This is a genomic window from Phocaeicola vulgatus ATCC 8482, assembly GCF_000012825.1.
In the GTDB taxonomy this organism is placed as follows: Bacteria; Bacteroidota; Bacteroidia; order Bacteroidales; family Bacteroidaceae; genus Phocaeicola; species Phocaeicola vulgatus.
In genome coordinates, this window is record NC_009614.1 from 1499961 (window position 1) to 1513671 (window position 13711).

7 protein-coding genes are annotated in these 13711 nt (G+C 43.3%); all 7 read right to left on the reverse strand.

What is annotated here, in order from left to right; translation table 11 throughout:
* Positions 1-57: 57 nt before the first annotated feature.
* A complete protein-coding gene (locus BVU_RS05675; RefSeq protein ID WP_011965052.1) occupies positions 58-2460 on the reverse strand; it encodes a family 43 glycosylhydrolase in 2403 nt (800 codons plus the stop codon).
* Between the two features lie 36 nt (positions 2461-2496).
* Entirely contained in the window at positions 2497-5220 is a 2724-nt protein-coding gene (locus tag BVU_RS05680; protein WP_011965053.1) for a glycoside hydrolase family 97 catalytic domain-containing protein, read from the reverse strand.
* 198 nt (positions 5221-5418) lie between these two features.
* Complete coding sequence (locus BVU_RS05685; RefSeq protein ID WP_011965054.1) at positions 5419-7683, reverse strand: DUF6055 domain-containing protein; 2265 nt, start codon at positions 7681-7683, stop codon at positions 5419-5421.
* A 26-nt stretch (positions 7684-7709) separates the two neighbouring features.
* Positions 7710-7859, reverse strand: coding sequence for a hypothetical protein (locus BVU_RS22355; protein ID WP_154577111.1), 150 nt, complete (start codon positions 7857-7859; stop codon positions 7710-7712).
* Between the two features lie 79 nt (positions 7860-7938).
* Positions 7939-8949, reverse strand: coding sequence for a DUF4859 domain-containing protein (locus tag BVU_RS05690; protein ID WP_008666523.1), 1011 nt, complete (start codon positions 8947-8949; stop codon positions 7939-7941).
* A gap of 31 nt (positions 8950-8980) precedes the next feature.
* On the reverse strand, positions 8981-10660 hold the full coding sequence (locus BVU_RS05695) for a RagB/SusD family nutrient uptake outer membrane protein (protein ID WP_011965055.1): 1680 nt from the start codon (positions 10658-10660) through the stop codon (positions 8981-8983).
* Positions 10661-10680: 20 nt separating this feature from the next.
* Positions 10681-13710 (reverse strand): SusC/RagA family TonB-linked outer membrane protein, encoded by a 3030-nt coding sequence (locus BVU_RS05700; protein ID WP_011965056.1) that lies wholly within the window; start codon positions 13708-13710, stop codon positions 10681-10683.
* Position 13711: the final 1 nt, after the last annotated feature.

Sequence of the window (13711 nt, forward strand, 5' to 3'; positions counted from 1 at the left end):
AATTGTTTATCATAGTTTTTGCAAAAATACATATTCCGGTCATAGGAAAAGGGTGAATCACTCTTTCAACGGCAAATATTCATCCCATAATTTCAATGAGTGCAGATAACCGGTAAAGGGCCAGTCTCCTTCGGCATTGCGTCCCAATGTGATGAATTGTGACGGTTTCACCAGCAACTGGATATCTTTCTCACTGACTAATTTTCCATTGACATAAACCTGTTCCATCCGCCCATCAAAGCAGATATAGATGTGCTGCCACTTTCCTGCCAATTCCTTCATGTCCTTATATCCTGCATCTTCATACCAGCCATAGTGATTGATTACTCCACAACGAGGCTCCGTGCCGTTGACCAACATGATTTTCTCCAATTCATCATGCGAGGTAGTAAAATCGGCCACACATTCATTTTCACTAATGGAATCATTCAGTACCCACGCCTCCAAGGTATAAGGAGCATTATCCTGCAAAGTGGCAGGAAGCATAAAACTGGAAGTATAGACCTGAGTACCCTCAAAATGAAATGCCTTTTTCCCTTTCACTTCTTTCACAACGAGAGGTAATTTCCGGGCTTCAAAATAACCTTTTACTCCTCGGTTTTCCAGATAAGGAACCGTATCGTTCACTGCAAAATCATCAGCAGAAAGACTGACCACCAACCCATGTTTCTGCTGATCGGCTACAGGCAGACGCACGATATCCGTTTCCGCATCGTATGCCTTTTCCGCTGCTTCCTGCTTCCAATTGTAGTAACGGAAATTGGTAATGACCAAAGGTTCGGTGGAACTATGCAGCGCAATCGCTCCTGATGAAAGACACGACTCCGCTTCATAACTCTGCCATTTACCTGACTTGTAAACCAACCCACTAACCGTATGCTCTTTGGACGAAGAGAGTAACGGATGGCGATACTCCAACGTAGTTCCCGGTTCCAGTACCAACGCATCACGCCCACCGATGCGCTGTGTGCGTGCCGAACCTTCCTTCAATGTAAAAGCCCCTCCCAGCATCCCTTCATTGTTCTGCCATTCACGACCATTCCAATCGGCAGCGGTAAGTCCCAGCCATTGTTGCGGAGCCGATGCTTCCACCCCATCAAAGATTTTCAAGTTCCAGACCGCCCCGCCAAATCCGTTCTTCTGTCCTCCGGTAAAGCTCAGACGGACATAACGAGCCTTCACTTTGCCAAAATCGACCATCGGGCTGCCTGCCAGACGATTATTCCGTTTATCAGCGAAAACAGACCAATGCTTGCCGTCGACAGAAGTTTCAATTAAATATTGATAAAATTGTGTGCCATACTCAAATTGAGTCCAGATAGTTTGTATTTGCCGGGCAACGCCCAAATCCACTTCTATCCACTCCTGTCCCATTCCACGAGGACGCCATAAAGTTCCGTTATTATCATCTACAGCATATTCGGGACGGAAACCGGCATCATAAAAAGAAGAAGCCCTCACCTTAGCACCCAATGCCAGATTTTTTGATTTCACGACAGAAGATGCCAATGCACCTATGCCGTCATGAGTGGGAATAAGGGGTTTAATACTTCCATCTTCGGCAAACTCCATACGGTCCACACAAAGCTGACGATGAAATCCGCGGTTGGAATGCGGATTATCATGACGGTGATAGACCATATAATATTCATTGCCTTCTTTCAAAATGCTATGATGTCCCGGCCCATGGATTGTTCCATCGGCATTGGTTTCAAGAATACATCCCTGATAGGTGTACGGCCCCATAGGCTTGTCCGAAGTGGCATACTGCACCCGATAGGTGTGGTCGTGACAGGAACCCGAAGAATACATAAAATAATAGATACCGTTCCGTTTCATCACAAAGGGCGCTTCAAAAAAATCCGTGGCTTCCGTATTCGGAATCAGACGCGTTTCAGTAAAACTCTTCATATCGGAAGCCAGTTTTCCGGCCCCGCAACCGAAACCTTTATAAATCCCCCAAGTCCCCCAATACAAATATACAGAACCATCATCATCCACAAAGGTCTGTCCGTCCAATGTAATGGCATTCGTCACAAAACGGTCGGGTACAAGAACAGCCTCACTTTCGCCCAATATATTTTTCCAAGGACCGCGCGGTGTTTCACTGACTCCGCAATGAATCATACAGGGCTGACAATAAAAATAATAATAATTCCCATCCGTATGTTTCATCACATCAGGAGCCCATATCCAATGACTGTCCGGCCAGTTCATAGGCATCAGCGTCCAGTTTACAAAATCCTTGCTGGTCCACACCTGTGCAGGACCGAAACCGGCTCCACTGCCATCCGTAGTGGCATACATATAATACGTATCGCCAAACTTCTTCACCGTGGGATCGGCAAAATATCCGGGAATAATGGGATTCCCCGTACCCGAAGCATTAAAAGGCTTCTGAGCAAAGCCTGTAGCAGCTCCCAACAATAAGGAAGCAACAACCAATCGTATCTTATTCATCTCTATATAGCAAAATTCTATTTGTCCCTGCGACGCTTATTCATGCACCACATTATGAATGGGAATTTCTATCTCATAAAAATATTCCTGCAACAACCGATACATATCCGGATCATACGTCTTCAGTTTCGTGCGGCGGTTCACCCAGTTATGAACTCCGTTTGCAGGTTCGGCATAGCGGTTACAGTTAAAGAAAGACTGTACGCACTCGGCAAAGTATTCCTCTTTATTGCTCACTGCATACGTCTTTTCCCACAGCCCTTTCCGGATTGCATTCTGACGAAGTGCCTCCAAACGCTCATTAAAGTCTGGCTCCACTCCCACTATACCTACCGTATGAATAAGGTGAGCGAACTCATGAATCAGGATATTCTCACCTACATATTTATCCTGCGGCAATGCCAGCAGATTCTCTTCTCCGCAACTGGATGAAAATTCATCTTCCGGTGCTCCGCCAAAACCACGGGCACGCCAGTTCCAATATTTAATGCTGTCCTCACAATTGCAGATATGGGCAAACTCCGGCAAATCGCAAGTTTCCTCATCTTTACCGATTATCATGACGTGGCAGCCTTTCTTCACCATGTGTGCCTTCACATCCGGACGTTTTGCCAACATCAAACTGATGATATCACAAGCTTTCAATAAGGCCTCATCGCTCACCTTTCCAGAAGAGGTGACATACAGACCTTCTGTCTCTATGTATTTCTGATAGAAAGAAGGAATATTTTTCCCTTCAGGAATACCGGTAACCTGTCCGTGAACAGGGCAAAGCTCCAACTTCATGGCGAATCCGCCTCCCGATGCCAGATGCAAAGTCAACCGGCTGTCCTTATCAATCCGGATGGTTTCCTTGCGATAGTCCTCGGCCTGCTTATTGGCATTCACACCGTCTTTAAACAAAACAGCCGTATAAGACATTCCTTCGGGAAGGAAAGAGAAATCGAGCTGCACATCACGTTCATCCCAATTGGTCATACCGCCGATATACCAGTTCACATCCTTCTTACGCACCGTTACAATATATTTTCCCAACTCGCCCGAAGCAATAAAAGTAGAATCCACCTCCACAGGCAGAGAAGCTATGAAATCCACACATTCCTGCTCATTCAGATAGTTGGTAGGCGCATCACACAACATGGTAAAAGGAGAATCGTGTACAATATAGGCAGCCAGCTGATGACACCGGGTTCCCATGCTGGCCGGTGTGTAATACATGGCGCGCCAATCTGCCTTCGTGGCATTGCGCATAGCTCCCGGCGTATAATCCACCGGTCCCGCCATCATACGGATATAGGGGAAAGTAACATCATAAAGAGGCATATTATTCTTGATATCCGTCCATTTCACCTCTTCCATGCCGAACACGCTTTCAAAATTGATAATATGAGGGTAGGTACGGTTGATACCTGTCGGTTTGTAAATGCCGTGCAGATCAAGGGTTAATTTATACCGGGCCGTCATCTCAGCGATGCGATACACCATTTCGACGGCAGTCTGATCATCACGATCCAGGAAATCCACCTTAAAACCTTTGATTCCCATATCCGCATATTTCTTACAAGCTGCTTCCAACTGGCTGTCGAGTACATTAAACACCGTCCAAAGCACTATTTCCACCCCTTTGGATTTGCCGTATGCTATCAGTTCCGGCAAATCAAGTTCGGGAATAACGGTCAGCATATCCCCGCTCTTCGGATCATACCATCCTTCATCCAACACAATAAACTCCAATCCGTTCCGGCTGGCGAAATCGATATAATATTTATACGTATCCATGTTGATACCGGCTTTAAACGGCACTCCTTTCAGATTCCAGTCATTCCACCAATCCCATGCCACTTTGCCTGTCTTTATCCATGAGGTATCACCGATACGGTTGGGAGAAGCCAGAGCATAGACTAGGTTGTTGACCGGCATATCCGTATCCTTCTCCGTAATGGCCAACACACGCCACGGATAGGAACGGGAGCCACGGCTACGGGATATAAAATCGGTAGTTTCAGTTACATATTCCTGCTTCCGCCAAGGATAAAAGTCTGTTTTAGCCGGATAAGGAGCAAAGACACCTTTCAATCCATACTTTCCCTGCTGTGACTGCACAAACATGCCCGGATAAGCTTCCAAATCTGACTCCAACAGGGTCAGTTTTACGCTGCCGCAATCCACGGTAACCGGAAGAAAAGCCAGTTTAGGCTGTGCTTTTGACAGAGGAGTGATGTCATATACATTCTGATAAGCCATCGCCATCGGTTTTTTATCATTGGTGGTATAAGGAAGATAAGCCGTATAATCTTCCTTAAAATTAAACTCGGCCTGTTCCTCCTTTATAATGATATCCGAAGATTGTGTGGTATAGAATCGATAGGCGACTCCCTCATTGTATGCACGGAAGATGATTCCGAACCCGCCTTTCAGCTTCAAGTCGAGTTCGTTGCCTGTTGCAACGAACTCCTTGAAACGGTAAAAAGGTGATTCTATGTTATCCTTTATCTTTCTCCTTCTTTCCCCTGTGATACGGGGAGTTTTACCTACTATAGTTCCGTTTTCCAGAACCAAACCTATATTAGAGTGTGAGAGAATTGTATCATTTCCATGCATCACTTGGTAGGCCAGTTCGTTTCCGGCGCTGATTTCCACTTTCAATGTTCCATCGGGTGAAGAGAGTACATATTTCTTTTCCTTGGCTGCAAATGAAGCATTTCCACTCAATAAAAGCAAAGATAAAATTGCAAGACAGAGTTTCTTGTTGTTTTTCATAATCTATCGGTTATATACGTTGTTCACTTGCAAAGTAAAATAAAAAAATTACAAGAAAGGGAAGATATAATATAATGTAATGGCAGAATCGTCCAATAAATCTCATTTTATGGATTTGACAGTTAGGCGGTTGTACTATTCTTCCATTCGTTTAGACTATTTTTTTATCCTCTTGGAGGTGTACGGTGTAAACAGCTATTAAAATTGCATATTCAACACAATAGTCGCTTTATACTGTACACCATTTCTGGTATATATCAGAGTAGGTTTCAACATATATTTCTGGCCGGCAACACTTACTCCTTTCCGGTGTCCGTATGTCATGGTCAGTCCACTGAATTCTACATAGACCGGTGCCGTATCACCCCAGTTGCCTACGTTGCCATTGGCTTCACACCAAAATCCGTTATTGGCAGTAGAAGTGTAAGCAAAAGTGCCGTCAGTCTGACCGAGTGCGATAACCACTTTGTCCTCGGCAGGTTCTGTACCTACACTGGCCAGTTTACTTTCCAACACGGCAGGCTTCATGACAAACGCCTGTGCCAAATCTTTATTTGTTTTCAGGTCCACCGTTCCTTGTGGATAATCCTCGGAACCGGCATTGCACTTCACATCGAATGTCAATGTAATATCTTTAGGCATAGCCGTCTCGTCAATAGAGAAATTGCCAAGCAAGTCCGTTCCTTCAAACTTTACTTTGTAAGGCCATTGCTCATCGTCAGTCTCATCATCATTCCATGGATGTGACTTATACTGAACGGGAGCGCCCATTACCACTAGGCATAATTTTTCTGTTCCGATCGGTATCGTATAAGAAACCACTCCTGCATTTTCCTTATTCATAGATGCGTATTGTGGAGCTCCATTCACAATAGCCACAAATCCATATCGCCATCCGGCTGCCGTATTGCCACCATTATTGTTGTAAGCGGTAGCCGTACCTGCCACATTGCCGTCGGCATCCAATGTCGTTCCCGGATCCTCTTCTGCCAAAGCACATCCCACAGCCAGTCCGGCAAAATTCGCCTTGACCGTTGTTCCGGCTTCGGGAACGTTCAATGGAATGATATTGAATCCAGTAGTGCCCGGACAGCTGGCATAGCCTACCTGATAATATCCTCCGGCTGCATCATACATTTTCGTTGTATAATTGCAAGCGGTCTCTGTGACATAATTCCGCACCACGTCCATATCATAAGTCACCATACGGGTAGCGTAGCCATAAAGTTCCGTATAAAGTGTTTGCAAGTCATTGTTACAGTACAGACGCTGATAAGTCATGAGCGGATCTTCCGGATAGCGCGACTGTGTCCAGACATTCCCTACCACATCGACTCCATGTTTCTGCGCCCAGTAATATTGCAACCAATAACTGGCATAACGCATCCATTCATGATTGAAATGGCGATGGTAATTGGCTTTCCACACATCTACATGGTAACCGAACAGCTCCGCCGGATAATCTTGGAACGACTGCCATTGCGCACATTGTTCCCAAAAGCCATTTCCACCTTCACCACTCGACCCATAACCGTATCTGAATCCTACTTGCGAAAAGTCCGCCTCTCCGTTCAACATCTTGTCACAACTTACCTGATACTGGAAACTATGTCCTATTTCGTGCGCAATGGTAGAACCTACCGGTTGGCAGGTGCTGGGATTTACCCACAATGCACCGATTGTATTGTCGTAACCGGAACCTGTAGCAAGCCACTCAGTCTGATACAGCAAGTAAATCTCCATCTTATATTTATCCAGAAAAGACTTGTTTTGCCCAGTGTCAGCAAACTTCAAGGTTTCGATATTTGTCCGGTAGAATTGTTCGGCCTTTGCCAATAAATCATCAATGTCTACACGCAATACCTCCGGCACTGACTCTGCTCCCGGATCGTTGCCGAACCCCGGTTCCCAAAACACGAAGAAATGCTCGCTTTGCTTCATGCGCCACCATGACCAGCGCGCATCACTGCGAAGCATATTCATATTACTAAACTCAATAGGTTTGTAATATTTATCAAAATCTTTGATATCAGCCGAATTCAAGGTTAACACAGCATTGGGATTAGCTTCCTGGCGGATATGGACGGTTACTTCGGATTCTCCGCATACTATGACAAGAGTTGCTTCCCGATAGTTTTCGCTATCATTCTTCTGCAACAACATGGGCAATGAAATTTCGCCTGCCTCACCTTCATATCGGGGCAGTTTAATCCAAGTGCAACTGGAATCGGTGGCACGGCTGGTTACATCTTCTACAGTGGCTGTCCAAGGACCGGTAGCGGAGAACTTTACGGAAGCTTCTGTCTCATCCCAAAATAGTGTTTTGCTTTGCTGACTGCTGTCTAGGGTGAGCTGGAGGATAATACTTTCATCCTCGCTGTCACTGCAACTGCTGAAGGCAATAAAGAAACAGCAAAAAATGGATAAAGCAAATAGTAATTCTTTGCACAATAATTTCTTCATAATTATAGCTTTTATTGGAGTCCCATTTAAATGCCTGCGGTAAAGTCAATATTTACCCCATTACCACTAACACATATATAAAGTTTTTGATGGTCATTCGTTTCAGCTAAAACATTTATAAAGCTAAAATATCCTAATAAAGTCACTAAAAGACTTCTTAATAATAATATTTTCACACATTTGTTTTTCTGAATTTACTAAATAAAAAAGAGAAACCAATATCCATTATAGATACTGATTTCCCTCGATAAAATATTATTCCAACGTTGCTTTAACAATAAACTCTACGAATTTACTATTATCCTCCTTAAGCGCATATACAAAATTTACATTAAAAACAGAACCGGAAGTTGAAGCTGGATTTCGACCTATATTAACCATATCACCATTCTCTTGTGTTTCAACAAACAAAACACTACCAGTCGAACCATCATCACTCCAATTCGTTACTTTTAAATTAGAAGTCAGCCAATAACCTATTCCACTACCACCAGCAGTATAATCACTAGTAGTATTCCATTCACCAGATTCACTATCGACCATATACAGAGCAATCGGGCCTCCCGGTTCTTTGCAAGCGGTAATGAATTCAGATAAAGTCAGCCCCAAACAACTTTCTATCACCTCCTGATAATCTGCAAATTCAATAGAAAATGCAGAATAGTCACCTGCTGGAATAGTATTGGCAACAACAATACGTCCCGGATCAGTAACGGTCACATCAAAAGCAAAACGTACATAATCATCAAAATTTGCACCATTGTTTATAGCAAATCCAACGTTAATGGAGATAGCTGTACCTACAGAAGCGGTTTCGAGCACATTAAGAACCAGCTCCTTCTTTGTTGCATCCAACTCAATACTAGCTATACCAGAAGCTGCATCACAAACACCGCCTGCCGTATTATAGTACCAACCGTTGGTACCCTTGGTAGGAGCTGTTCTATTCCAACAGTTTTTCGATATATTGATAGGATAAAACACCACACTCCCATTAGACAATGCAGCCAACGTCTCATCTACCGTCATCCCCAAATACGTATGAAACTTTTCTGCATAATCAGTCAGTTTAACCGTCTTCGCTTCCAAACGGCTGATGGGAAACTCTGCTTTGGTAGAAACCACAGCATCCGCATTCGTCTTCAGATAGGGATTTTCATTCTCCCCGTACACATGCTTGCTGGTAGCATCCTCCGGATCCGTACTGCATGCAGCCAGTGACAGAGTGAAACAAGCAATTAAAGCATATATAAAATTCTTTTTCATCGTACTTTTCTTTTTTTAATTAATGAATTCATTATTCGGCACCACCATATCCCGGATTCTGCTTCAACTTAATGTTGCCATCCAATGCAGACTTAGGTAACGGAAAAATATCACAATGCCTGTCTGTCTTATCCGTCTTCGCATCTTTGCAAAACCATGACTTGCCATTATATACATTCTGATTGGTTCCGTTTATACGGAAACGGATCAAGTCCTGACGACGGTGATGCTCTGCCACAAACTCCCAGGCCAGTTCGTCCAACAAACCACCCAGTTCAATATCATCGCCCCCTTCTTCTGTGATAATCCAGTTATCGGCTTCTCCCATGATTCCCTGATTCTCCCGATGTCCGTAGTTATAACGGCTGCCACCCTTCAATTGAGCTACAGTAACCGTTGCTTTACCGGGATCGGACTTGAAGGCACGTTGGCGTACAGCTGTTACCAAATCGGCCGCCACTTGCTCGCTTTCTCCATTGTAACCACCTAAACGAAGCAAGCACTCCGCTTTAATAAAATAAGCATCAGCCAAACGGAAGAAAGGCACATCATCATAAGAAGTTCCATAGTCGCCTGAAAGTATTTCATATTTCACCAAGCGTTCACTTTCAAAGGGATAGCAACCGGGATTGTCTATACTATGTAATTCCCGAGTATATACCAAAGGTTCACTGTCCACATAAATGGGAGCACCGGCATAGTCATATTGCTGTCCTGATATCCAACAGTCTTCATAGCGGCTGTCTTCTTCATCGTATGTTTCCAGAAATTGAGGAAGAACAGCCGCCCCACCGGTAGCCCATCCGTTAAACTGCCACGTTGCACGTCCGGCTACATGCATCCACATATTTGCCATATAGTTACCTCCGGCATAATTGAATTCAAACGGAATACCAAAGATAATTTCAGGCGAACCGGAAATATCTTCTCTAAAATTATCCGAATAATTCGGAGCCAAAGAGAACTTGCCACTGTTAATCACTTCATTTACCTCATCAATAGCCTTTCCGTAATAAGAATTATCAGAGTAATCATTGAACCATGCATTGTGGTTCAAATACATTTTTGCCAGAAGCATATTGATGGCATAGTCGTTCAGCTTACCCATTTCTACTTTTGTTCCACATTTCCCCTTTACATCCGTCAACTCACTGATCAGGAAATCCCACATCTGTTGGGGAGTTGCCTGTTCGGGCAACCATCCGTCTTCATGTTCATATTGCGTATCCAATGGGATGTTGCGGAACAAATCGAATAAAATATAATAATAAAGAGCGCGATAAGCCCTTAATTGCGAAGAAGTGGTTATATCAGCAGCAATGACTTCATCTGCCAACAGTTTGTTACAGGCATTGATACCGGCATAGTTACGATTCCATGTATCATTGAAATGGGCTATCTGTGAATGGAACTGATGTTTGTGCATAGACACGTACAAATCTCCCCAGCCGATACTGATCCGATAAGGAATACACCATGAATCGGACGACTGGTCCATCATATCGGCATAACTATACCATCCCCAATACACATCACGAAGACTGCTGTATACCGGAGCAAACATGGCCGCCCGGTCTTTTTCTGTAAACTCATACTTCTCGGAAGCAATCGTATCATAAATCGTTTCGCTCAAATCTGTACAACTGCCCAAAGACAAGGTACAAGCTCCTATCGCTGAAGCCCAAAGTGCTTTATTGAATATTGTTTTCATGTTAGTTCTTCATTTAAAAGTTAGAAAGATACATTCAGACCGAAAGTGAATGAACGGGTAGAAGGATATTTATCGCGCCAGTCAATACCCAAAGACCAAATATCACCATTTGACATTTCAGGATCCAATCCATCATATCCGGTAATGCAGAATAAATTATCGGCAGAAACATAAGCCCGGATATTTTTCACAAACTTACTGCTTTTCAATGGAATGTTATAGCCCAACGTAATGTTAGTCATTTTCAAAAAATCACCATCCTCCAAATAATAGCTTACAAAAGTCTGTTTTTGGGCTGTTGATAAGGTATATTGTCCACCATAAGGAGCCTTTTGCACAGATTTCAAGCGATTATAAGCGATCGAGTTGTTCTCATAATAAGCACGAGGCTCGTTCAGAATCTTAAAACCAAACTGGCCTGTCATCTGGAAAGATAAATCAAAATTTTTATATCTGAACGAGTTGTTCCATCCCAAATACAATTTAGGAAGAGCATTCCCTAAATATTGACGGTAGTCATCATTAGACAGCATATTGTCTGTAAACTCTTCAATCTCACCAGTCTTCGTATTCTCAACCATCCAAAGTCCGTTTTCTGAAACACCAACGGACTTCATGCCATAAAATTGTCCCATAGATCTCCCCACTTCCATCCGCTGGGTAGAAAGATTGATAGGTTCACCCAAATAAGCATGATCTATCTGATTTGAAGTCTCATACAAGTCATTTGAAAGACTCAATAATTTGTTCGCATTATGAGAGGCGGTAACTGTGGTTTTCCATTCAAAATCCTTTGTCCGTACAGGAATGGCATTGACAGCAATTTCAATACCTTGGTTACGCATCTTGCCGGCATTAGCCAAAGTCTTGTTATACAAATTGGGAGGAGTCGGTACCGTAAAATCATATAGCATATCCGAAGTCTTCTTCTGATATACATCAATAGAACCACTCAGACGTTCATCCAATACAGCCCAGTCCAGACCAATATTAAATTCCTTGGAAGTTTCCCATTTCAAATCAGGATTAGGATTGGATTTTACGCTTAACCCCTGATGCCAGACGCCATTATCATAGAAATAAGGAGAACCATACTCATACCGGGTTAATGAATTATAAGAGTCACCTACAATGACACCTGTCACACCATAACCGGCACGTAACTTTAAGTTATTCAGCCACGTAAGGCCTTCCATGAATTTTTCGTTACTGATAGTCCATCCCAAAGAAACAGAAGGGAAAGTAGCCCATTTATTGTTCTCACCAAATTTGGAAGAGCCTTCACGGCGTACACTCAGCAGAACATTATATTTATTATCGTAACCATAGCTCACACGTCCGAAGAAACCAATCAAGGTATTGTCATTCTTGTAACTGCTCATGCCGGCTTTTCCATCTTTCAAAGCTGTACCTAATCCCAAGTTATTCCAAAGATAAAAATCTGTTGGATAATCATAGTTATTAGCTCCAAAACCTTCATTTACATTATACTGGTAATTATATCCCACCAATGCATCAAAACGATGTTTATTCCAAGTATGATTATATTTAGAAGTAACTTCCAGATTATCTGTGGTATATTCATTCTGAGAATGATAAGCATATCCTGTGTGATTCTCGCTCTTCTGTGAAAAATATTCGGAAGTATAATATCCACGATTATGATCACTAGTAACCCTACGGCTTAACATGAGGTTGGTCTGCCAGTTTTTAATCGGTTCAAAGGTGATATTCCCCGTCATCCGGGTATTCTCACTATTGTATTTACCATCCTGTTCACGGATGATACCTACCGGATTATAATAATAATTTACGGCAAAATTCTCGTAAAAAGTTCCATCCTCATTCCAGATGGGTTCAGTAGGGTTACGCATAATAGCCTGTCGGTAAATACCCAGACCTGCCGCATCAATCGGACCATTCTTATGGAATGTCTTTACCATATTGAAATTCACTTTCAACATATCATTTAACATCCAGTGAGAAACATCAAACCTCATTCTCATCTCTTCATTATAGGTCTCAAGCAACACACCTTCCTCTTTGCGATACGTAAAATCCGCAGAATAAGTGGTATTTTTTGATCCTCCGGAAATATTAAAATTATGGTTATGAGTAAATGCAGTACGGGATACCGCATCCAACCAATCCGTATCATACCCTTTATCAGCATAGTTTGTCAATCCCTGACGGATTTCCTCTGCTCCATAGAAATCAAGCGTCTTGCCAAACTTGGAAAGAGACATATACCCGGAATAATTGGCAGCCGTACGCGACTCGCGCTGGCCGTTTTTTGTAGTAATCAAAATAACGCCATTAGCACCTCGTGTACCATAAATAGCTGCCGCAGAAGCATCCTTCAACACATCAATAGAAGCTATGTTTTCGGGGGAAACCGTTCCTAAACCACCTTCTATTCCGTCCACCAATACCAATGGAGTAGAGCCTCCCTGCAATGAAATCACACCACGCAAACGAATTGTAGATTCCGCATTCGGATCACCGGAGCCTTTCGCAATGGTCAATCCCGCCACTTTACCTTTAATCAGTTCGGCTGCATCTCCAATCTTACCTGCCGTAAAGTCTTCGGCCTTCACAGAAGCCACCGCACTGGTCACATCACCCTTTCGCTGCGTACCATAACCGATCACAACCACTTCATCCATCAGTTCGGAATCGTCTTGCATAGTAATATCTTTCTTACCACCATTTCCGACTGGAATTTCCTGGGTCTTATAGCCAATATAAGATATTGTCAAAACGGACTGGGCACTTTTTACCTTCAGCGTATATTTACCGTCAAAATCGGTAATGGTACCGTTGGTCGTTCCTTTTTCCATGATATTGGCACCAATGATAGGTTCCCCTTTCTTGTCTTTCACCACACCGCTTACTGTTACAGTTTGCTGTGTAATTTCCATTTTCATAGACTCTGCTGTTCCCGGCAGTGCAAATACAGGGCTCATCCCTGCACCCGCAGTAAGGAAAAGACAGGTTGCGGCCTTTAGCAATGCTTTGCTGAACAAGACCCGATTGTCATGTGTTTTCATC